Raw genomic sequence first — 22,412 nt, forward strand, 5'->3', positions numbered from 1 at the left:
AGTTCTGAACAAGATTCAGAATCAACGACTACGAGGGGAATCATGCCGCTAACTGAAAAATTACGTTTCGTAAGTTCAATAACTAAAAGCACTTACGCCATGATTCTGGCGGGAGGGCGGGGCACTCGTCTGCATCAACTTACAGACTGGCGGGCTAAGCCTGCGGTGCCATTTGGCGGCAAGTTTCGCATTATTGATTTTGTGCTATCAAATTGTGTGAATTCTGGCATTAGACGGATAGGTGTGGCGACGCAATACAAATCGCACAGTTTAATCCAGCATATTCAGCGCGGTTGGAGTTTCTTGAATGGCCAGTTCGGCGAATTCATTGACGTACTGCCGGCTCAGCAAAGAATAGAGGAAATGTGGTATCGGGGCACGGCCGATGCGGTATTTCAAAATCTGGATATCATGCGCACAACTAATCCGGATTACGTGCTGTTATTGGCGGGTGATCATGTCTACAAGATGGATTACGGCAAACTCCTCGCCTTCCATGTAGAAAAGCAGGCCGACATGACGGTTGCTTGTATCGAGGTTCCTATTAAAGATGCGAGTGGATTCGGTGTAATGGGCGTGAATATGGAATCACGAGTGGTGAATTTTAATGAGAAGCCTGACCACCCCACTCCGATCCCGGGCAACCCTGATCTGGCGCTGGCCAGTATGGGAGTGTATGTGTTTAACACTCGCTTTCTGTACGAACAATTGGTGCGGGATGCAGATGATAAGAATTCCAGCCACGATTTCGGCAAGGATATCATCCCCCATTTAGTGTCCGCGCATTACCGTGTGTTTGCGCAGAGCTTTGAAGATAGCTGTGTAAATCTGAATGGCGAAGTACCCTATTGGCGAGACGTGGGAACAATAGACGCCTACTGGGAAGCTAACATGGAACTTACCAAGGTTACCCCCGCCCTTAATATGTATGACCAGGAATGGCCAATCTGGACGTATCAGGAACAATTACCACCGGCCAAATTCGTATTTGATGACAGTACTCGCCGCGGCATGGCAGTGGATTCTTTAGTATCGGGAGGCTGCATCATTAGCGGTGCACACGTGCGTAATTCGCTTCTATTCTCTAACGTGCATATACATAGTTACAGTAATGTCGAGGATTCGGTAATTTTGCCCAACGTAAAGGTGTCTCGTAATGTAACGCTCAAGCGCGTGGTGGTGGACAAAAATTGTGTGATTCCAGAGGGCTTAACGGCCGGGGTCAACCGTGAGGAAGATGCGAGACGTTTTTTTGTAAGTAATAACGGTATTACACTGATCACCCCCGACATGTTGGGTCAGGAAGTGCACCGCGTGCGTTGAACTTAGTTTTACTCATATTTAATTAAATGGAATTTTCATGTCAAGGCCTCTCGATTTAGTTTTTCTCTGGCATATGCACCAGCCAGATTATCGCGATCATGCCAGTGGCGATTTTTTGTTGCCGTGGGTTTATCTGCACGCGATCAAGGATTACACCGATATGGCTTTTCATCTGGAACAACATCCTCAGGTGAAGGTGACGGTAAATTTCGTGCCGGTTTTGCTGGATCAACTGGAAGATTACGAACAGCAGTTCACCACTGGCCAGATACGCGATCCGCTGCTGCGACTGCTGGCGCGCGAGAATCTCAATGATCTGAATGCAGCGGAACGCGATCTGGTGTTGACTAGTTGTTTCCGCAGTAACCATTATAGTATGGTCGCGCCGTATCACGCCTACAAGCGCCTGTCCGACTTGTACAAAATGCTCGAACCTGGCGGCAGTATAGAGCTTGCTTATTTGTCTGGACAATACTTTGCTGATTTGCTGACCTGGTATCATTTGGTCTGGTGTGGCGAAAGCGTGCGTCGCGAACACGACTTGGTTATTCGCCTGATGAGCAAGAATGAAGGTTTTAATTTTGGCGATCGCAAGTGGTTATTCGATCTGATCGGACAAGTTATTTGCGGCATTATTCCGCGCTATCGTAAATTGGCTGAAAGCGGTCAAATTGAACTTTCCACGACACCTCATTACCATCCGCTTGCACCGTTGTTGCTGGATATTAATAGTGCGCGTGAAAGCACACCGGATATCAGTCTGCCGCTATCGAAATGCTATCCTGGCGGAAAATCACGCGTCCGGGCGCATCTTCTTTCTGCTCAAAAAAGTCATCGGACACGCTTTGGCGCCACTCCCCACGGTGTCTGGCCAGCAGAAGGTGCGGTCTCAACCGAGTTATTGCAAGTATTTGCGCAGCAAGAGTGCCGCTGGACGGCGAGTGGCGAGGGCGTACTGGCTAACAGCTTGCGTACAGTTGAGCATCACTTGCCTGAGCGAGCCCAATATCTCTACCGTCCCTATCATTTGCAAGGTGCAGCAAGTGGTGTGCGCTGCTTTTTTCGAGATGACCGCCTATCCGATTTGATCGGTTTTGAATACTCACGTTGGAATGGTAAAGATGCCGCACTGCATTTTGTTTCCCAGCTCGAAGCGATTGCACAACAGGCACCTGAGGGCGAAGCGCCAGTAGTCAGCGTTATCCTGGATGGTGAAAACGCTTGGGAATATTATCCCTATAACGGCTATCATTTTTTTACCTATTTATATTCTGTGTTACAAACACACTCGACAATCAGCACCACGACTTATAGCGGTTATCTGGATCGACTTAATGAGGCTGACGGAAATAAACAGCTTGCCAAGGAAGAAGAGCTGCCGCGCCTCGTTGCCGGTAGTTGGGTATACGGTGATTTCTCCACTTGGATTGGCTCGCCCGATAAAAACCGTGCTTGGGATTTGTTGTGTATAGCGAAACAAAGTTATGACTTGGTAATGGCAAGCGACCGCTTGAACGAGGCAGAGCGCTTGGTTGCCGAAAAACAATTGGCTTCATGCGAAAGTTCAGACTGGTTCTGGTGGTTTGGTGATTACAATCCTGCCCATGCAGTAGAAAGTTTTGATCGCCTTTATCGCAGCAATCTAATGCAGTTATATCGTTATTTGAAATTACCTGTTCCAGTCATTTTAAACTCTCCAATCAGCCAAGGTGGTGGTTTACCTGAATCAGGTGGTACGATGCGCCGTGGCTCTTGATGACGCGCTTGCAATTACCTGGTGACTAATGTGAGTTTACTGTATATCAATCGTAATGAAATATTTTTTGGGTGTGAATTTTTGTGTATGAAAGTAATCGAAGATGAACACAAACAATTACCTCGCTAAAGAAACCCATCCTGTCGTTCGTTTCAATATAACCTGACTGACCTAAAGTTAGATAAACTCGATTATGAAGATTGATTTTCTGCCTCAATTTTAATGGATATTCTGGGAGCCTTAGAAATCTAGTAATCATTGTTTACGCAGATGTCACCATGACCATTTTTTGAGATATCCCGAAGTCATTAGCCATTAACACTGAGTCCGAAAAATGAAAACGTACGAAACAGTTTCCTTACTTTTTGGTGTCCATGCTCATCAGCCGGTGGGCAATTTCCCTGAAGTGGTAGACGATGCGCATCAGCGTTGTTACAAGCCATTTTTGCATATCTTGCATCGCTATCCTGAGTTTCGTTTTGCCGCACATTTCAGTGGCTGGTTACTCGATTACCTGTTCAATAAATATCCACAAGATATGGCTTTACTCACTGAAATGGTACAACGCGGCCAAGTCGAAATGTTCGGTGGCGGTGATACCGAGCCGGTTCTGGCGGTTATTCCCAATCGTGATCGTATCGGACAGATCGTCAGGTTATCTGACAAACTGGAAGCCAGAATGGGTACCAGGGCACAAGGTGCATGGTTAACCGAACGCGTGTGGGAGGCAACGGTAGTTCCTGCTTTATCAGATTCAAAAATTAAGTACGTTACAGTAGATGATTACCACTTTTTGTGCAGTGGCAAACGTATTGAAGAATTGAATGGTTATTTCACTACCGAAGAGGACGGCCGCAAACTCGATCTGTTTCCGATTTCCGAGGCGCTACGCTACCGCATGCCGTTCTCTCCGGCTCATGAAGTAGTGGCTTATCTGGAAAGCCTGACGCGTAACGACATGCAAGCATCCGCCGTGTATTTCGACGACATTGAAAAGTTTGGTATCTGGCCGGAAACTTACCAATGGGTTTATGAGAAAGGTTGGTTGGAAGATTTTATCCGGGGGGTGCTGGCTTCACCGAAAATTACCACACAGACCTATCGTGACTATCACGCAAACGAAAAAACGCGCGGCATAGTCTATCTGCCTACTACCTCCTATATTGAAATGAACGAATGGACTTTGCCGATGGCTGCTGCACATACGTATGCCGATTTGGTTCATACGGAAAAGGCAAGCGGCCATTACGAAGAGCGCAAGGCTTTTCTGCGCGGCGGTATTTGGAAGAATTTTTTCACCCGTTATCCCGAATCGAACTGGATGCACAAGCGCATGTTGGGCTTATCCGAGCGTTTGCATGCCCTGCCGGAAGAGAAACGCACACCCGAGATGCTGGATCAACTCTATATTGCGCAAGCCAACGACGCATACTGGCATGGCTTGTTTGGCGGGTTGTATCTGCCACATCTGCGCCGTGCGGTATACGGTGCTATCGTTCAGCTGGAATCCTTACTAGATAATGCTCTCCCCCGTGTAGCCTGTATTTGCACGGACGCCGACAGCGACGGCCACGATGAAGTTTTCCTGCATAACGCAATGCTGCAAGCTATCGTGAAACTTGATGGCAGCGCCAGCCTATCCGAACTTGATTCTTATCAATTGCACCATAATTTCGGTGATACCTTGCGCCGCCAGTTGGAGCATTATTTCCGTAAAATTGAATCCAGTCACGCCACGCACCCGCATGAAGGTAGCGGTATCGTTTCAGCGCATGATCGCGTGGCTTTCAAGCATGAAATCACTGCGAAAAACTTGATGGCAGACAGCCACGCGCAGACCTTATTTCGCGATTCCTTACTGCTGGATGATGAAGAAATTGAGCTTGCTTATGAATTGATTGAAACAAACACTGAAGGCATATTATTCCGCACCGACTTTGGTGGTAAAACTATACAAAAACGTATTAGCCTGAATGCTAATTGTTTATGCGTTAGTTATAACTTTGATAGCGCATTACAAGGCAGTTTTCTCACTCGTGTGGCACTGGCGATGCCGAGTTGTAATGGTTATGCCGGCCGTTATATCCGGGATGAAAAAATTCTCAGCGGTTTTGGCAGTGAGCTTGAATTGACTGATATGAATGGCTTGGTGCTGGATGACCGTGTATTAGGGGGTAATCTAGTGTTCAATAACAACCACCCGATTCAGTTACTGGGTATGCCTTACTTCACCGTTTCGCAATCCGAAGCCGGATTCGAAAAAATTATGCAAGCCGTAATGCTAACCCTGCGATGGCCACTTTCGCAAAATGAAATGCGTGTTATGTTGACCATAAATTCGGGCAATGCAATGCCGTAATTATCAAAAGGCGGATTCAAGTTCGAAGTGCAACAGCTCATGCTAGCTTGGTGTAGCGCACCTCTACCCCAAATAATACTTCATGCGGTGACCTGAAACCCAGCACTTTGCGTGGCCGGTGGTTGAGTCGTTCTACCGCTCGCTGCACTTGCTCCTCGGTAACGTCAGTCAACGCCATGCCCTTGGGGAAGTACTGCCGCAATAACCCATTACTGTTCTCGTTCAGACCTCGCTCCCAGGAACGGCAGGGGTGCGCGAAATAGATCGCAGTCTGTAGTTCTGCTGCGATGCGTTCATGTCCCGCAAACTCTTTGCCGTTATCGAATGTAATGGTGTGGCATTGGTCTTTATGGGGACTCAGCAAACTCGTTGTCACGGTCGTTACACCCTCGGCATGTTTGCTGCGTAGGTGCCCCGCCAACACATAGCGTGACTTCCTTTCAGCCAGGGTAACCAATCCACCTTTGTGATTCTTGCCGATGACGGTTCCCCCTCCCAATCTCCCATGCGCATCTTTTGATCCACGATTTCCGGACGTTCATTAATGCTGACACGGTTCTTGATCATGCCTCGCCGCTCTTGCCCGCTCGCATATCGCTTGCGGCGTGGTTTCTGGCTACGTAAATGTTGGTGCAGGTCACCTCCATCACGTTTGTCTGCGGTGACATGTCGGTAGATTGCCTCATGGCTGATCTGCAGTTCGCCTTCCAATTCAAGCCGATTGGCGGCTTGTTCTGGGCCGAGGTCTTCCCGGATCAACCTCTCGACTTCCGCCCAGCTCTCCGATGAGAATTGCTTGCCATTGATACAGGTTTGCCGGCGCTCATCACGTAATGATTGCGCCTGCTTTAGCCGCCAGCCACGTTGACCTTTGTTTCGCCTGAACTCTCGTGAAATCGTCGACTTGTCCCCGCCCATCTTTTCGGCAATCCGAGTTTGATTCAAACCCGCTTGTTTCAATCCGTAAATCTGATATCGTTGTCCGCTGGTGAGTTGCTTATATTGCTTCATCTGTGCTCCTTTTACTTGGTCGTTTAAGTGGCTCTGATATTAACGCAGCTCGCCACTTAAATTCACTTACAAAAGTTGCACTTCAGTGTTGAATCTGCTCGCATCAATAAATCATGCGATCGCATCAATACCAGAAGGCAGTCTTCGAGAACTTCAATTTGGGACAAGGCAACATCCGTTACAAGACCGTTACTGAACCGTTACAGTTCCGTTGTCCTTCCGTCCTGCTTCCGTCTTAGTTCCGTTGTCTCAAACTGAGGTTCTCGGCAGTCCACTTATTCCATTATTAATTCAATAAAGCATTAATAATCCATTCCCAAGCCACAATGGACTTGACCATTGGCGCATTGTTCTCGAAGGTATGCAGGGCCACTTCAAGCTGATCCTCCAGTGCATCAAGACTATCGAAGACGCGGTGATGGAAGCGCTTCTCACGCAATTCATCCCACACATGTTCGACTGGGTTGAGCTCAGGCGCATAAGGTGGCAAAGGTAACAGTTTCATGTTCTGTGGTGGTTTGAGTAACCGACTGGCGTGCCAGCCGGCGCCATCGAGCACCATTACGATTTTGTCGCTGGGGTGGCGCGCGCCCACCTCATCGAGAAACAGCTGCATGCAGTCGGTATTGACGTATGGCAAGATCAAAGAATCGAGCTCTCCACTTTTGGCCTCCACTGCCGCGTACGCGTAGGTGTACTCGTGGGTCAGCATCGCTTGGCATAGTGGTCGTACGGGCTTGGGAGCCCAACACCGACGCACGTCGTTGATGCGCCCAAAACGCGCCTCATCCTGAAACATCAGTCGGATCGGTTCGTTTTTGGCCCAGCCCTGACGGATTTCGGCGAGTGTTTGGGGGAGTTTTTTTCCAGTCTGCCTGGGCTACTGGATTGCCTTGCGGATGCCTTTTGTCAGGTGCGAGTTTGCGCCAGTTGTGCCGATGCAGTCATTTGTACACCGATGACAGCGCCATCTTCCGCCCCAGCGCTATTTCGAGTTGGGGCTTGATCTGGCTGACCACCAAAATACCGCCCATACGGGCAGACTCCAGGAACGGTTTGAGCAGTTCGGCTTCGCGCTCAAGGGTGAAGTGCTCTCTGTGTCGCCCTCCGCGCACCGACTTGCCTTTATTGCCTACGGCTCCGCCCTCAATGAACTGGTTGCGCAAACGGCACGCCCAACCTTTGGACAATCCGATGGCCTGTGCTGTTTGCTCCAGACTCATGCCGTATTGAAGGGGCAAGACCACTGCCTGTGCTTGTCGCGTAACTGCTCAATCGTCGTCGCTGAAGCAATGGCTTGGGGTGCGATAGCAAGTACATCCTGGCCTCGCGGTGGTCGTGACATGAATTACCTCCCCCGTTTATTCGATCAGGAGGTAATTATTGCACTATTGATGTATAAATTGAATTACACGCCGCTTTCACGCGTGAAAGGCGCGTGCACCAAACTGAGGTTCTGAAATACCCATGCCTCCTTTGGTTGGAGCTTTGAATATTTAATGTTTGACATGCGAAACGCTACGCTATACGATAACCCATGATTAAGACATTTCGACACAAAGGACTGCAAGTCTTTTTTGAGACTAGCAGTAAGGCAGGCATACAGCCGCATCATGCTTCGAAACTTAAGCGACAATTAATACGCCTTAACGCAGCGAAAAACCCCGACTACATGAACATACCGGGATGGAATCTGCACTCGTTAACGGCTAACTTTGCCGGACATTATTCAGTAAGCGTAAACGGTAACTGGCGTATGACCTTCACCTTTGACGGTGAGAATGCCGTGTTAGTTGACTATCAAAATTACCACTAGGAGAAAAGATCATGAGCAAAATGCACACCCCCCCGCACCCTGGCGCAACCTTGCGTGAAGACGTATTGCCCGCATTAGGATTAACTGTTACCGATGCTGCAAAGCAACTAGGCGTTACCCGTGCGGCCCTGTCTCGTGTACTGAATGAGCACGCCGCAATCTCCCCAGAAATGGCACTACGCCTAGAAGGATGGCTAGGTTTGGAGAATGGCGGTCATGCTGATGCGTGGATTGCGCAGCAGACAGAATATGACTTATGGCAGGTACGCAAGGCAGGCATGCCCAAGGTGCAGCGCGCCGTATTGATCGCCGCCTGAAAGAGCAGCACCGTCGCCTGACGGTATCAGGCAAAAGCGGCGGCAAGGGTGACATCAACACCCGAACCGCCTAACCAAAACGTGAAAACAGGAGTTACACATAATGGCTAATTTAAATTGTAGCATCGGCGTTAACGATTACTGCGGAGGCATGAAAATCGCCACTCGCAAGACGAAATAGATTTTAGGCGGCAAAATTCCCAAGTCTGCTGATGACTTGTCTTTTGCTGGGCGAGATGACGACAAGTTTAGTTGGTGGAATGTAATACCCCCTAAAACTGACTACGCTCATAGTTGTACCATTGGACAAACGTGCTAACCCACTGTCTGGCTGTTAGAAGATTTTCAAATGCCTGACATGGATAGGCTGGCCGGTATTTCAACGTCTTGAACAGCGATTCCGAAAAGGGATTGTCGTTGCTGACCGCAGGACGACTAAACGAGGGAGCGACGCCCAGCGCTTGCAAGGTGGCTAACATGGTGGCGCCTTTCATCGGGCTGCCATTGTCAGAGTGCAGCACTACTTGATTCGGTACGATGGCTTCACGTGCGCAAATGTCGCGCATGACTTCACCGGCCAAGTCGCTACTTCCAGCGTCATAAATCTGCCAGCCGACGATTTTTCGGCTAAATATGTCCATGAACAAATACAGGTAAAAATAGATACCCTTCACCGGTGTCGGCAGATACGTGATGTCCCAACTAAACAACTGATTGGGTGCTGTGGCACAGAGCGCACGCGGTTTGTAACGTCGTTGCGCGGGTCGTTCTGCACCCCGATACCTGAGCTGATTCTCTGCCCTCATGATTCGATAACGTGTTGATTTAGAAGCGATGTATTTTCCACGATCAGCCAGTATAGGTACGATCTGGCTCGGCGGCAGACTGCCGAATTCTTCCGGGTTTACAACGGTCAACAGGCGTTCACGCTCCAACACACTGAGCTTGTTTTTTGGCATCTGCTCCCGCATGGGTCGCTGATCGCCGCTTGACTGGTCGCGCTGCCAGCGCTGTAAGGTACGTTCGCTGAGGGTGATGGCCGCACAGGCGCGGTCCGGAATTCATTGCCTCCGCCACCAGCACGATGACTTGGTCGCGCTCTATGAGGGAAGTCATTTAACCTCGTCCTCATGCAGTAAAGATTTTTGAGTACAGGCGGTCAACAAATAACTAAAGCAGCTCAACTGGGCTATCTATCACCCGCTGCATTTAAACGCCAATTCCATGAAAAAGATTGACTGCATGATCACATTCATATCCATTATTGACAACCAATTTCGATGTAGTGTGTTGTAAAATCCTTAGATACAAAAAGACGTAAAACAAATCATGCCAGGTAACTTGAATTTCAATGTTTTAATTGCATTATGGGTGTTACTGACGCTCATCGCCTCCTCCGCCCACGCGCAACCATTTGAACTCATTACTGGCCGTGTCGAATCTTTCACCCGGCCCGCTAACGATGGCGTCTCGCCCTTAAAGCCCCGTCGCGCGAGCATTTCGCCCTCACCCCATTCAATCTCGATCGGTATCCTCTCAAATGAAAAAAAATCAGCCGAAACTAATGTCGATTCGCGCCCCGGTACGCCCCGCAAAATTGGCTTCGGCCGCGAAATTCCCCAACTGAGAAATCTCACTGATACCGCTAGCCAATTAAAGTGGCAGAACACGCCCCAAGGCGGAAAGATTGCAGCGATCAGCATTACGTCACCTCAGGCAACGGGAATCCGCATGGGTATTGTGGTGCGCCGCATGCCGACGGAAGCCACCTTCCGCTTCTATTCCCAAAGATCAGAAGCCTCCTACGAAATTGCCGGCAAAGAGATCATGGAGACCATCCAACGCAATTTGGATGCAGGCGACAATAGCGACGCGGCCCGTACCTATTGGTCACCCTATGTCGAGGGCGAAGAAATGACCCTGGAAATCGAATTACCGTTGGGTATCAGCCCGGATACACTTGAAGTCGCCATTCCCAGCGTTTCTCATTTTTTTTTTAGCATCCTCCAAGCTGCACCAGGAGAAAAGGTTTCCAAGATTGGACAAGCCGCAAGCTGTGAAATCGATGTGTCGTGCTATAGCGAATGGAGTCCTGAAAGCAAATCCATAGCAAAAATAACCTTCATCGAGTCTGGAAGTAGTTACCTGTGCTCGGGAACACTCCTCAATGACGCAGCGTCAAGTGGGACGCCTTATTTTCTTAGTGCCAATCACTGCATCACCAATCAGACGATTGCATCGACCCTGCAAACTTTCTGGTTTTATCGCTCTGCGGCCTGCAACAATGGCACGCTTAATCCAGATTTTCAGACACGCACCGGTGGAGCAACATTGCTCTATGGTAGCGAGACAACCGATACATCCTTCATGCAGCTGAACAAACTCCCACCGGCTGGAGCCTTATATGCGGGATGGTCCGCGAATACACCGAAACTATATGCGCATGTGGTGGGCATCCATCATCCGCAAGGCGATTTGCAGAAAATAAGTTTCGGCTCATTTCAATCTTTTCAGGACTGTACTGCTACAAATCCGATCACGGACACTTATCAATGCACATTCGCAAATAAAGACAACGGGAAGTTTCTTGATGTTGCCTATACTTCCGGGATTACAGAAGGTGGCAGTAGCGGTGCCGGTTTATTCGAGACAATAAATAATGCCCATTATTTGATTGGTCAATTGAGGGGAGGAAATCCAAGCTGCTTTGGCAGTGGAACAGATGAATATGGCCGCTTTGATGTCGCATACCGTGATGCACTTTACAAATGGCTGAACGCTGGCCCGACGTTTTTACTATCTGTCAGCAAGCTTAATAACGGGACTGTAATTTCGTCCCCGGACGGTATCAACTGTGGGGCAAGATGCAACGCACCTTTTATCCGCGGAACCAATGTAACACTTGCAGCTACACCTGCTTCGGGGTTTATTTTTTCCGGGTGGAGCGGAGCATGCAGTGGCATCAGTGCTACCTGTTCCGTGGCCATGAATGCGCCCCAAAGCGTAACCGCAACCTTCTCCCCCGTTACCACCCCTAGAACAGTTGTCGAATATTACAATCCCGATCTGGATCATTACTTCATTACGGCCGATCCCGGCGAGCAGGCTTTTGTTGACAGTGGCGCAGTTGGACGCTGGCAGCGTACGGGGGTTAGGTTCGCGTCTGGCGGAAATGTGCCTGTGTGCCGCTTCTACGGCAGCGTCTCGCCCGGGCCAAATTCCCATTTCTATACAGCCAGCGCAGAGGAATGCACGCAGCTTAAGCAGTTGCAGGCGATAACGCCTGCAACACAAAAGCGCTGGAATTTCGAGAGTCTCGATTTCCTGACGATGATGCCCATAAATAACATATGTCCCGCCAACACCACGCCGATATATCGCGCCTACAATAACGGATTTAGTAAAAGCATCGACAGTAACCACCGAATCACCAACGATCAGGCCACGATTCAGGAAGTAGTAGCTCGCGGCTGGATTAATGAAGGTGTCGTGATGTGCGCAGCGCAGTAAGCTCTGCTTCGTTATCCTGAAAATCCCGATACGACGATAGAGATGTCATGACTGCTCGGATCGATAAAGTGCACTTTCAAGTTGCAGACATTAACAAAAGTGTTTTTAGATTTTTATCCATTTTTGTAGCATAAATTATATTGAGCATCCCTAACGCATTTTCGCTACTGCATCCTCCACCCGCTCCACCGCAATAATTTCCATACCCGCTATTTCTTGTTTCGGCTTATTAGCCTTGGGAATAATGGCTAAGGTAAAGCCTAGCTTGGCAGCCTCTCGCAAGCGTTCCTGACCACGCTGCACCGGACGTATTTCGCCAGCCAAGCCGACTTCTCCAAACACCACCAATTTTTCTGGCAGAGGTTTATTGCGTAGCGAAGATACGATAGCCAGCAACACGGGCAAATCGGCACCCGGCTCGGTAATTTTCACGCCACCCACCGCATTGATAAACACATCTTGATCAAAACAGGCGATGCCTGCATGACGATGCAGTACGGCCAGCAACATAGCCAAACGATTTTGTTCCAAACCCAATGAAAGGCGACGCGGATTGGGCGAATGCGCCTCATCCAGCAGGGCCTGGATTTCCACCAGCAGCGGACGCGTACCTTCCTGCGTCACCATCACGCATGAACCCGCCACTTGCGCGCCATGCTGCGACAAAAACAACGCGGAGGGGTTGCTCACCTCACGCAATCCTTTTTCGGTCATGGCGAACACGCCTAATTCGTTTACTGCACCAAAGCGATTTTTAAACGCGCGTATCATGCGAAAGCTGGAGTGGGTATCGCCCTCGAAATACAGCACTGTATCTACGATATGTTCCAACACACGCGGGCCGGCCAACGTCCCATCCTTAGTAACATGGCCTACCAGAATCATGGTCACTGCTGTGCTCTTCGCCATGCGCGTGAGTTGCGCTGCGGATTCACGCACTTGCGCTACCGAGCCGGGAGCTGATGTGAGGTGTTCAGAATACATGGTCTGGATGGAATCGATCACCACCACATCGGGTTTTTCCTGCTGGATGACAGACTGGATTTTTTCCAGCTGAATTTCAGCCAGCAGGTACATTCCCCGCGCATCCAGCGATAGTCGCCTCGCACGCAAAGCAATTTGCTGTGCCGATTCCTCGCCACTGACGTATAAAACTTTTTTATGTGTAGCGAGATGCGCCAGCGCTTGCAACAGCAGGGTGGATTTACCTATTCCGGGATCACCGCCGATCAAAACCACACCACCACTCACTAACCCGCCACCCAACACGCGATCAAACTCGGCGATACCAGTTGGCGTACGCGGGACTTCTTCCGCCCCTACTTCCGCCAGTGTCTGCATCATGCTCGTTGTCGCCAGCGAGCTGTAGCGATTTTTTCCGCTAGTCGCCAGTTCTGCCACACTTTCCACCAGCGTATTCCAAGCCGTGCAATGCGGACACTGCCCCTGCCATTTGGAAACCTGTCCGCCACATTCAGTGCAGCTATATATTATTTTTGCTTTCGCCATAATTACCTTTTATTTGGAACAAAACAGGAAAAATTGGCGCCGTCAAAAATTAAAACTTCTACAGAAGGCCAGGTTTAACGAGGTTAGACATGAGAAATTTTTTTGCTGCGGGATAAATCGTCTTGAATAAACAAAAAGCTCAACGCATAGCTGGCACCGTCAATGACCTCATGTGATTTACGTCAAAATAATCTGCCACAACATATCACCCTTGCCTGTAAACAAGAAATTGCTTCCTAGTGGCAGACAATCAGCTACTCCATATACCCCCTCAAAACTTCCGGCAAGCATTGTTTATGCGAATGTATTGATGAATATTGCTGTACTTTATACATTCTGGCAGGCTCTTGTTTTTATAAAACCTTCAATGCAATTCATCCGCTGATCACCAGCACCTATCAGTGGGATTTTTTCCAATCACTTGCCAGTTCTTTCGCTTCGGTAATTTGGGATGCCGTCATAAACGATTCTGCAATTTTCAGTCCATTTTTTGCACTTTCATCACCCGCCTCACTGGCAAGATTGAACCATTTATGTGCTTCAACATAGTCCTGTGTAACACCATGACCTTGCGCATACATGAGTCCCAAATTGTTTTGTGCAACCGGGTGTCCCCTATCTGCGGCCTTACTCCACCATGTCACAGCTTGCTTCTGATCCTGTTCTACCCCTTCCCCCGTATCATACAGGCCGCCCAGATTTAATTGAGCATCTGCACTTCCCTGCCCTGCAGCCATGCTATACAAAAACACAGCCTGCTGGTAATCCTGGGTAACGCCTATGCCTTTTTCATACATAAAGGCCAGGTTGTATTGGGCCACTTCATCTCCCTGCTCTGCAGCCTTGCGAAACCAGAACACAGCCTGCTCGTCGTTCTGTTCAACGCCTTGGCCTTTTGCATACATAAATCCCAGATTATATTGGGCCTCTGAATTTCCCTGCTCTGCGGCTTTGAGCAACCAGAACACAGCCTGCTGGTAATCCTGTGCAACACCTTCGCCTCTGGCATACATAAGCCCAAGATTGTTTTGGGCCAATGGCTCTCCCTGCTCTGCTGACTTGCGAAACCAAGGCTCTGCTTTTTGAAACTCCTGAGTAACTCCCAACCCTTTTGCGTATATCAGTCCCATATAGTTTTGGGCTAGTGCATGTCCCTGCTCTGCAGCTTTCTTAAATGATTTTATGGCTTTAGCATAGTCTTTGCTGGCTATAAGCTTTTCACCTTCTTCAAAGTCTTTAATGACCGCCCCTGCGGGTGTTGATGGCTTCATAAATTTCTCTCCGTTATTTTAATCGTGGCTAGCGGCAAATCTAATTAACGCTGTGGGAATTAAGTTTATAAGTCAGAATCATTGATCACACAATGGCTGGCATCTTCGAATGATGTCATCAATTGCGCGCCGATGTCGAGAATATATTTTGTTTTTTCTTTAAGCAGAAAGCAGCGATTTTCTATCGCACAATTGGCCCCGTTTCTGACTAAAATGCAAATAGCCATCTAAGGTATTAGCTCTCGCTTTGCGTTTCTGTTTGTTTTTTTTGCGTCACCCCAATGTGCGAATCACCTCGCTTAAGCGCCAGTGCATTCTGTTTTTGCCGCTCAACAGCACGGGCGCGTGTTTTTTCCGGCAGGGTATCAAAACAATGCGGACAAGATATGCCCGCTTGATAGCTGGGTAACGCCTTATCATCCTGTGAAACGGGGTGACGGCAGGCATAACATTGATCATGCGTTCCTACTTTCAGGCCCTGTCCAACAGAAATTCGCTGGTCGAATACGAAACACTCGCCCTCCCACATGCTCTTTTCAGCGGGAATATTTTCCAGATACTTGAGGATCCCGCCCTGTAAATGGTAAACCTCCTTGAAACCCTGTTCGAGCATGAAAGAAGTTGCTTTCTCACACCGAATTCCGCCCGTGCAGAACATGGCAATTTTTTTATGCTTTGCGGGATCAAGATTTTTGCTGATGTATGCAGGAAACTCGCGAAATGTAGTGGTGTGGGGGTCAATTGCACCTCGAAAAGTTCCTATGTCGTATTCATAGCCATTTCGTGTATCAATTAGTACTACATCTGGATCGGAAATTAGAGCATTCCAGTCTTTTGCCTCTACGTAGGTTCCGACCTTTTCGTTTGGGTCCACTCCTGGTACGCCTAGCGTGACAATCTCTTTTTTCAGGCGAACTTTCATTCTGTCAAAAGGCATCTCATCCGAATAAGACTCTTTATGTTCGATACCTGTTAATCGCGCATCCGCCCCGAGAAAACTGATCAATGCATCTATCCCGGCACGCGTGCCGGCGACAGTTCCGTTAATACCTTCCGCAGCCAGCAAAATTGTTCCATTAAGCCCTTGTGCAATGCAAAAATCGAGCAGACCGTTTTGTATCTCACGGTAGTCAGGCAGTTTGGCAAATTTATATAGCGCAGCAATAACAATATTAGCCATGAATTATTTAACTCTATTAAAACGTATGGGATATTTCGTAAAATTTTCAGCTATACAGCACGAAGCTCGGACGCCTAGGGTACTGCGTGCCGATTATATGCTGGCATTGATTCCAATGTCGTTGTTGTGTACTGGGCGCCTCGTACTCAAAGTTTGAATATTAAACCGGTTCAGAACAGCTTTCCAGTGTTGGTACAAGGCAACAATATCGGACTGCTGTTATTTTTCTCAACTAGTCACCCCGCTCAGGGTTGGGATGTTTCTGCAACTTGCGTTGTAACGTGCGCCGATGCATATTAAGCGTCCGGGCGGCAGCGGAAATATTACCGCCACAGTCAGCAAGCGCCTTTTGCAGATGTTCCCACTCCAGGCGATCCACTGACATTCGTTTCGTTATAACCGCAGCTTCAGCGATACCTGGCTGATGATCAAAAGCCGCAACAATTTCATCCGCGTCGGCGGGCTTAGCCAGATAGTATGTCGCCCCCAGCTTCACTGCCTCCACAGCAGTGGCTATGCTCGAATAGCCGGTCAGCACCACGATGCGCGCGTCAAAATTACGCTCCTTGAGATAAGCTACCAGTGTCAAACCTGACGGCCCAGGCATCTTTAAATCAATCACCGCGTGAGTGGGAAGATTTTGTGCAATCATTTGAATGGCTTCATTCACATCGTTTGCCACGCTTACCGCGAAACCGCGCCGAGAAAGAGCCTGCGCTAACACCCTGCAATAGGTGACATCATCGTCCACCAACAACAGCTTACGCGCGCGCGGTAACGAGTTTTCCAATTCGGGTAAGGTCATATTGAATTCGTCACACGCAAACGAGCCAAGGGCAATGTCACGCGGGTGCACACCCCTCCGCCATCCCGATTCGACAAGGAGAGTGCTCCGCCAAACCGACGTAGTGTGGCATTGACCAGAAATAATCCCAGTCCCTGCCCGCCTTCTTTGGTGGTAAAAAATAATTTTCCGGCATGCGTTTCCGCAGAAGGAGTTAAGCCTGTGCCGCGGTCGAAAACTTCAATCTTCAATTGCTCTACATTGCAACTGACTTCCACCTCAACACTGTGCTCCGAGGCATCAGCTGCATTATTTAAAATATTCGTGATAACTTGGCCCAACACTTGTTCCGCTACAATCTGCGGTGCGGGAGATGGACCCGTCCAGCGATAGCTTACCTGCGCCGAGGGACGCATACTGCGCCATTGTGCAAGCAAATCTGTCAGATAACTATCAAGCGCGACGCTGTAACCACTTTCCGCCCGCGCTTGTTCTGTCGACGAAAGCATGTGCGAAAGCGTGTTTTTACAACGCGTAACTTGATCACGCAACAAGTGCAGCTCTTTCACCAATTCGGGCTGCATCGCATATTCATGCTCAAGTTCTTTAAGCACTACTGCCATCGTCCCCAGCGGCGTGCCTAATTCATGCGCCGCACCCACTGCCAGTGCGCCGAGCGCCACCAGATGTTCATCACGCAGCGCATTTTCACGTACTTCAGCCAGCATGCGCTCACGTTCGCGCAAGGTGTTGCCCATCTTCACCACATAATAACCAACCAACCCTACGCCCAGAACAAAACCGAACCACATGAGCCAAGCACTTGAGTCAAGACGGGCAACGTGGTCAATATGAAAATGCGGCAGCGGAATATACACGAACATCAAGAACGTATAACAGGCCACAATTACCGCAGCCAACAACCAGGCGTAAATAGCCAGCAGCGTAGCAGCGGCTATCGTGAGCGGCAACAATAGCAGCAACACAAACGGATTAGTGGTACCCCCAGCCAGATAGAGCAACGCACTAAGCAACAGAACATCCAGCACCAACTGCCCGAACACCTCAATCTCCTGCACTGGCCATGGCAATTTAAACCGTATCCAGGTGAGTATATTAAGCACCAGCAGCACAGTACCGATCACTGCAAATGGCAACGGCATCCCCATGCCTTTTGCAACCACCAGCACCGCCAAGGTGAGGCCAACCACGGCGATATTTTTGAGCACCAACACGCGCCGCAGATTCACTGGCGACGACGTTAAAAAAGAAACAAATGGTTTCATTAATTAATCCAGTAATTCAATTCCTTAAGGAAAAACATAAGAATAATAGCATCTCGTACCTTGTCGCCTGTGCACCTACTCACTAACCAATCATAATTGACGCACTCCGATCATAAAAGCTGAGCAGGACGAATGTTGTAAAAATAGAAGCAGAAAAAACCTAGATAGAGGTCGTAGTGAAAATGGTGACTGGGCCTCGATGTCTACTAACCAAGGCACATCTGGGTTGGCTAGCACTCTAAATTGTACCTGCTTGTCCGTCACAATCGTGCGAATCGACACACGCGCACGGACCGAAGTTTGCGGCCCAGCAGCCGCCGCCATCCAATGACGACCCCGGATAGGCTAAGCGCGGTACCGCACAGGCTGAGTGAAATAAGCACGATGTCCCACAAGGGGCGTCTTTCCAGCAGTGGCAGCCAATCCCAGCTATGCAACATCGCAAATAGCCAGCGGCTCAAGCGTTTTGTACTGTCTGTATGTCCGAGCACTGTGCCGGTCGCCGGATCAATGTGTACCCAAGTGGCGTGGGCATTGTCGAATACGACGCGCCACACTGGCAGAAATTTTTCCGAGCCACCCGTCATCGTGTGCGGCTCCCGTGAGTAATAATACAAATCGTAGTCGGTCAATACCTCAATGCGTGCAACGGGATCGGGAAGCAAGCGCGCAACACTAGTTTTCAATGCCTCGAAATTAGGTACATAAACATTCGCCGATTCTGCATTGAATACGGTTGGCCGAGCGCTGCCACTAATATTCACAAGCACTAAAGTCTGACCAGAAGCGCGTATCCAGTGCAGCTCACGCACGCCGTTCGGCGCAGCCGCAAGCAACTGTTGCGGTGAAGCTTGCTGGCTGGAAATATTCAACGGCCCTCCGTTCATCGCTACGGTATTTAAGGCTGGTGCTCCACTGTCAAAAATTTTCCAGGGGTTCATTGACATCAGTCCACTGAATATCCACGTCAACGTGACCAGTGCAAACAACAGTCCTAGAATATGATGCCAGCGCATCACAAAACCATGGTAGGGAGAATGTGAGCCACGCCTGTAAACACGTGTAAATCGCCAGCGCATGATTCCGACAGCTGTGCCAGTGAGGGCCACACCAATACCAAGAATCGAGAGCCAGATGACAATGTCGGTCCAATATGCGTTAAACATATTGCCGCGAAAGGGATAGAGCCAGTGGATCCACGCGCCAACATAGTTCCATAAACGCTCGATACGCGGGGCATCCCGCACCACTTCGCCGGTGGTACCTGAGACATAAAGCAACGTTGTATCGGCGTCGACGAGCCGCACCCTATGCAACGGGCGATGTGCATCCAATCCGCGCGAATGGGTGAAGGCGTCTTCGTCGATGATCCCCTCATAATCGATGGCAACTGCCAAACCGGCAAACACAGCGGCACTCGCCAGCGCATGCGCGCGATCAACCTGCCGCAATACGGCGCCAGTGCTGGCGTCTATCACCACCGTACCGATACCTGGTGCCACCCGGCGCCGACCACTTGCCAGCCCGACATTCGGATCACGAGCCGGCACGGCTAAGTAGACCGCACGACCACCGCTGGCCACAGCCAACCGGAGATCCTGCAACGGCCCCTTGATACCGGCTGCATCCAGCGCCTGCCTAGGCGTCAGCGTGATGGTCGCCGCATTGAGCGATGGTAGGTGCTGTATTCGTTCTGCGGCAGTCAGTTTCGGGTAGCCCACATACATCATGACTATCCCCGAGATGAACCACATCGCGAAGAAGATGCAGGCGGCGATTCCAAGCCAGCGATGAATCAGGAATAGCCAACGTTTAGCATACGCCATAAATAACGCGTCCTTAAAACGCCGCACTCAAAGTAATATCGGCTGTGCGCGGCGGCCCCAGGTAAGCCATCGTGCTACCGACGTTCGCGGCGTAAATACGGTCAGTCACATTACGAACGCGGCCTATCATAGACACCGTCTTACTCATTTTCCAGCGCAAACCAAGATCAAGCAGCGTGTAAGCTGACCAATTCATTGTGTTATCAGCATCTGCATAAACTTTGCCGACGTAACGCACGCCTGCACTTGCTTGCCAAGCGCGCGTGATGTCATACGAAGACCACAGGTTAGCGACCGTCGATGGCGTATTGATTGGCGTTTTACCGGCCAGTGAAATACCGTTCTGAACAAAGTTCTCAAATTGCGCATCGACATAGGTAATATTGCCCTGCAACGACAATCTGGAGGTAGGTTGCAGCCCAACGGCCAATTCCACACCTTTAGCTGATTGTTCCCCGACCAAAACGGTGAGTGCGCTGTTGCCCAACACCGGAGTAGCAATATTTTTGCGGGTAATACTGTAGGCCGCGACCGTGGCCGTGCCTTTGCCTTGCCAGAAATCAATTTTGCTACCAATTTCTACCTGCTTGCCCGTCGTAAGTGCGGTGTTATCACGCGCGGCAGCAAAAGAGGCCGTGGTAAGAATACCGGACGGAGGATCAGCCGCCGTTGAATATTGCGCGTACAGATTAGCACCCGGTGCAACGTCCCATACCAAGCCGAGGCGACTGGTCGTTGGGTTATATGTGCGCGCGAGGGTAGCAGGATTAGCTGCTGTCACCGCACGGCGATTTGTCAGATCAAGTTCGATGCGGTCATGGCGCAGCGCAGTGATCAGGTTTAAAGTCGGCATTAGCGTTGTGCGGTTTTCAAGGTACAGTGCAGTTGAAGTGACCTTGACTTCCCGGTCAGGGTTGAAGCCTGGTGACATGCCGGGCACTTGAAAAAAACTTTCGGTAACAAAATTGTACGGATCGACTGTACTTACGACAGCAGGTAGGCTATTCGGGAATCGCGTCTGCTTGTTTACGCTCACGTCCAGCCCGAAAGACCAATCACTCCTAAGGCCAGCAAGTTGCCCCTTGTATAGCCCATTAACGCGGTCACCAAAAACTTGATGGTCATGCCGTTGCAGAAAAGTATTCGAACGAATCACGGCTGTGTTGGCCGGATTGAAAACATAAGTTTCAACATTGCGGTAATCGCGCAGTGCATCATAAGCATACGCAGTATTCTGGAATTGCAGCGCATCGGTCACACGCCAGTCGGTCACCGAGCGCAACCACTGTACACGCTGAGCATAAATACTGTCAGTACTGTTGTAGTTTTTGAAGCGGGTGCCGGGATCAACGCGTAACGTACCCGTAGCCGGATTGGTTACTGGCGTTCCCCAGTATGGCCGGTCGACATCCTCATCCTGGTATTCATAAGCCAATTTATGGGTCAATCCACCGCCAAAGTCCGACAGCAGTGAGGCGGCAACTTGTGTGGCCTTGCTTTCAGTGCCATTTATCCAGCTGCCCGCGTTACGGTGGTTCACGTCAATTCGCGCATAGTGGCTGCCCGCTCCGCCATCGCCAATGATGCGGCGATTTAATCCCAGAGACACTTCCTTGAGGTTATAAGCGCCCAGCCGCACTCTCGCTTCTGAAAAATCACCTCTTTCCGCGATTTTGGTGATGTAATTAATAGAGCCGCCGACCGCACCTGAGCCAAAAAGAAAACTGGATGGGCCACCGATAACCTCAACGCGGTCGTAAATCCAGCTATCCACCGGGCGGGCTGCAATCGAATATTGCACATTAATACCGTTGAATAATTGACTAAGTGACCCACTGCCAAAGCCCCGATAAAAAACACCGATATTGCCTGGCGCATCGTGCGCAGTGACACCAGGAACTGCCCGAAGTATTTCCTGGGTGTTTTGCGCACCACGTGCATCAATGGTGGTGCGGTTAACAACCGTAACCGAAGCTGGCGTCTCGCGCGGCGTCAGCCCGAGGCGGCTGCCGGTTTCAGAAGGTTCGTCAAGGTTAAGTCGGCCATTGGCGACTGGTACTGTGCCTACGACATCAATTTGCGGCAATGTTACTAATTCAGGTTGGGCATGGCTGGGAGCGGACGTCATCACAAAAGCGGAGAAAATACTGATTGACAAAACCGTAGGAACGACCGTTGCTAAACGGGCGCGTGGCAACTGAGTTGCTTTAGATTCTTGAGAACGCTGCTTACGCACTTTAAATGCGAGCATGTATGTACGCTGGGTGCGGCGTGCTAATTTCTTGGCCATAAAAAACTCCTTGTTGTTTTCCAGACCGATCCCGGTCAAGCTAAATGCCAAGAGTTTTCACTTATAGCGCTGCTTAGACAAACATGGTTACTTCCAATAAAGTAGCCACGTTTATTTGCGCAACTTTCCCCGATTTACAAGCGAACTCTGGATGATTTGCTAAATGTGCAGAAT

At 49.7% G+C, this 22,412-nt stretch carries 18 protein-coding genes and 1 pseudogene; 6 read left to right on the forward strand and 13 right to left on the reverse strand.

The window, feature by feature from the left end:
• The first annotated feature begins 42 nt into the window (after window positions 1–42).
• From glgC to W01_RS03640, 3 genes are all read left to right on the forward strand, one after another.
• Window positions 43–1,323 carry a glucose-1-phosphate adenylyltransferase gene (gene glgC, locus W01_RS03630; RefSeq protein WP_173052242.1) on the forward strand — a complete coding sequence of 427 codons (1,281 nt, stop codon included), beginning with the start codon at window positions 43–45 and terminating at the stop codon, window positions 1,321–1,323.
• 37 nt (window positions 1,324–1,360) lie between these two features.
• On the forward strand, window positions 1,361–3,079 hold the full coding sequence (locus W01_RS03635) for a glycoside hydrolase family 57 protein (protein ID WP_173052243.1): 1,719 nt from the start codon (window positions 1,361–1,363) through the stop codon (window positions 3,077–3,079).
• Between the two features lie 334 nt (window positions 3,080–3,413).
• A complete protein-coding gene (locus W01_RS03640; protein ID WP_173052244.1) occupies window positions 3,414–5,438 on the forward strand; it encodes an alpha-amylase/4-alpha-glucanotransferase domain-containing protein in 2,025 nt (674 codons plus the stop codon).
• 37 nt (window positions 5,439–5,475) lie between these two features.
• On the opposite strand, the pseudogene W01_RS03645 reads toward W01_RS03640, so the two are convergent.
• The 5 genes and pseudogenes from W01_RS03645 to W01_RS14360 all read right to left on the reverse strand — a co-directional run bounded on the left by W01_RS03645 (window position 5,476) and on the right by W01_RS14360 (window position 7,794).
• Window positions 5,476–6,449: pseudogene (locus tag W01_RS03645) on the reverse strand (IS30 family transposase).
• A gap of 286 nt (window positions 6,450–6,735) precedes the next feature.
• Window positions 6,736–7,287 carry an IS630 family transposase gene (locus tag W01_RS13860; RefSeq protein ID WP_256380142.1) on the reverse strand — a complete coding sequence of 184 codons (552 nt, stop codon included), beginning with the start codon at window positions 7,285–7,287 and terminating at the stop codon, window positions 6,736–6,738.
• Window positions 7,235–7,393 carry a winged helix-turn-helix domain-containing protein gene (locus W01_RS14645; RefSeq protein ID WP_173055684.1) on the reverse strand — a complete coding sequence of 53 codons (159 nt, stop codon included), beginning with the start codon at window positions 7,391–7,393 and terminating at the stop codon, window positions 7,235–7,237. Before W01_RS14645 ends, W01_RS13860 begins: the two co-directional genes overlap by 53 nt.
• On the reverse strand, window positions 7,394–7,690 hold the full coding sequence (locus tag W01_RS03660) for a winged helix-turn-helix domain-containing protein (RefSeq protein WP_173052245.1): 297 nt from the start codon (window positions 7,688–7,690) through the stop codon (window positions 7,394–7,396).
• Complete coding sequence (locus W01_RS14360) at window positions 7,669–7,794, reverse strand: hypothetical protein (protein WP_256380110.1); 126 nt, start codon at window positions 7,792–7,794, stop codon at window positions 7,669–7,671. Before W01_RS14360 ends, W01_RS03660 begins: the two co-directional genes overlap by 22 nt.
• Before the next feature lie 192 nt (window positions 7,795–7,986).
• On the opposite strand from W01_RS14360, the gene W01_RS03665 reads away from it, so the two are divergent.
• Together W01_RS03665 and W01_RS03670 are read left to right on the forward strand one after the other, a co-directional pair.
• Window positions 7,987–8,265, forward strand: coding sequence for a type II toxin-antitoxin system RelE/ParE family toxin (locus tag W01_RS03665; protein WP_173052246.1), 279 nt, complete (start codon window positions 7,987–7,989; stop codon window positions 8,263–8,265).
• An 11-nt stretch (window positions 8,266–8,276) separates the two neighbouring features.
• Window positions 8,277–8,582, forward strand: coding sequence for a HigA family addiction module antitoxin (locus tag W01_RS03670; protein WP_173052247.1), 306 nt, complete (start codon window positions 8,277–8,279; stop codon window positions 8,580–8,582).
• A 272-nt stretch (window positions 8,583–8,854) separates the two neighbouring features.
• Here W01_RS03670 and W01_RS03675 read toward each other — a convergent pair whose 3' ends face one another.
• On the reverse strand, window positions 8,855–9,643 hold the full coding sequence (locus W01_RS03675; RefSeq protein ID WP_173055713.1) for an IS3 family transposase: 789 nt from the start codon (window positions 9,641–9,643) through the stop codon (window positions 8,855–8,857).
• A 280-nt stretch (window positions 9,644–9,923) separates the two neighbouring features.
• Between W01_RS03675 and W01_RS03680 the strand changes: the two genes are divergently transcribed.
• Window positions 9,924–12,092: an InlB B-repeat-containing protein gene (locus W01_RS03680; RefSeq protein ID WP_173052248.1), complete on the forward strand. Its 2,169-nt coding sequence runs from the start codon at window positions 9,924–9,926 to the stop codon at window positions 12,090–12,092.
• A gap of 150 nt (window positions 12,093–12,242) precedes the next feature.
• On the opposite strand, the gene radA is transcribed toward W01_RS03680, so the two are convergent.
• The 7 genes from radA to W01_RS03715 all read right to left on the reverse strand — a co-directional run bounded on the left by radA (window position 12,243) and on the right by W01_RS03715 (window position 22,238).
• Complete coding sequence (gene radA / locus W01_RS03685) at window positions 12,243–13,601, reverse strand: DNA repair protein RadA (protein WP_173052249.1); 1,359 nt, start codon at window positions 13,599–13,601, stop codon at window positions 12,243–12,245.
• A 398-nt stretch (window positions 13,602–13,999) separates the two neighbouring features.
• Complete coding sequence (locus tag W01_RS03690; protein ID WP_173052250.1) at window positions 14,000–14,872, reverse strand: tetratricopeptide repeat protein; 873 nt, start codon at window positions 14,870–14,872, stop codon at window positions 14,000–14,002.
• 235 nt (window positions 14,873–15,107) lie between these two features.
• Entirely contained in the window at window positions 15,108–16,052 is a 945-nt protein-coding gene (gene trhO / locus W01_RS03695; protein WP_173052251.1) for an oxygen-dependent tRNA uridine(34) hydroxylase TrhO, read from the reverse strand.
• A gap of 232 nt (window positions 16,053–16,284) precedes the next feature.
• Complete coding sequence (locus tag W01_RS03700; RefSeq protein ID WP_173052252.1) at window positions 16,285–16,857, reverse strand: response regulator transcription factor; 573 nt, start codon at window positions 16,855–16,857, stop codon at window positions 16,285–16,287.
• A complete protein-coding gene (locus W01_RS03705; protein ID WP_173052253.1) occupies window positions 16,854–18,122 on the reverse strand; it encodes an ATP-binding protein in 1,269 nt (422 codons plus the stop codon). The genes W01_RS03700 and W01_RS03705 overlap by 4 nt, the downstream gene beginning before the upstream one ends.
• 260 nt (window positions 18,123–18,382) lie before the next feature.
• Window positions 18,383–19,948, reverse strand: a complete 1,566-nt coding sequence (locus tag W01_RS03710; RefSeq protein ID WP_173052254.1) for a PepSY domain-containing protein — start codon at window positions 19,946–19,948, stop codon at window positions 18,383–18,385.
• A gap of 13 nt (window positions 19,949–19,961) precedes the next feature.
• Window positions 19,962–22,238, reverse strand: coding sequence for a TonB-dependent receptor (locus W01_RS03715; protein ID WP_198421341.1), 2,277 nt, complete (start codon window positions 22,236–22,238; stop codon window positions 19,962–19,964).
• Window positions 22,239–22,412 lie beyond the last annotated feature (174 nt).

Source organism: Candidatus Nitrotoga sp. AM1P (genome assembly GCF_013168275.1).
Taxonomy (GTDB): Bacteria; Pseudomonadota; Gammaproteobacteria; order Burkholderiales; family Gallionellaceae; genus Nitrotoga.

What these genes read in the sequence shown, in the direction of transcription:
- glgC (WP_173052242.1), top strand. Translation starts at nt 43, where the DNA reads ATGCCGCTAACTGAAAAATTACGTTTCGTAAGTTCAATAACTAAAAGC.
- W01_RS03635 (WP_173052243.1), top strand. Translation starts at nt 1,361, where the DNA reads ATGTCAAGGCCTCTCGATTTAGTTTTTCTCTGGCATATGCACCAGCCA.
- W01_RS03640 (WP_173052244.1), top strand. Translation starts at nt 3,414, where the DNA reads ATGAAAACGTACGAAACAGTTTCCTTACTTTTTGGTGTCCATGCTCAT.
- W01_RS14360 (WP_256380110.1), bottom strand. Translation starts at nt 7,794, where the DNA reads ATGTCACGACCACCGCGAGGCCAGGATGTACTTGCTATCGCACCCCAA.
- W01_RS03665 (WP_173052246.1), top strand. Translation starts at nt 7,987, where the DNA reads ATGATTAAGACATTTCGACACAAAGGACTGCAAGTCTTTTTTGAGACT.
- W01_RS03670 (WP_173052247.1), top strand. Translation starts at nt 8,277, where the DNA reads ATGAGCAAAATGCACACCCCCCCGCACCCTGGCGCAACCTTGCGTGAA.
- radA (WP_173052249.1), bottom strand. Translation starts at nt 13,601, where the DNA reads ATGGCGAAAGCAAAAATAATATATAGCTGCACTGAATGTGGCGGACAG.
- W01_RS03690 (WP_173052250.1), bottom strand. Translation starts at nt 14,872, where the DNA reads ATGAAGCCATCAACACCCGCAGGGGCGGTCATTAAAGACTTTGAAGAA.
- trhO (WP_173052251.1), bottom strand. Translation starts at nt 16,052, where the DNA reads ATGGCTAATATTGTTATTGCTGCGCTATATAAATTTGCCAAACTGCCT.
- W01_RS03700 (WP_173052252.1), bottom strand. Translation starts at nt 16,857, where the DNA reads ATGACCTTACCCGAATTGGAAAACTCGTTACCGCGCGCGCGTAAGCTG.
- W01_RS03705 (WP_173052253.1), bottom strand. Translation starts at nt 18,122, where the DNA reads ATGAAACCATTTGTTTCTTTTTTAACGTCGTCGCCAGTGAATCTGCGG.
- W01_RS03710 (WP_173052254.1), bottom strand. Translation starts at nt 19,948, where the DNA reads ATGGCGTATGCTAAACGTTGGCTATTCCTGATTCATCGCTGGCTTGGA.
- W01_RS03715 (WP_198421341.1), bottom strand. Translation starts at nt 22,238, where the DNA reads ATGGCCAAGAAATTAGCACGCCGCACCCAGCGTACATACATGCTCGCA.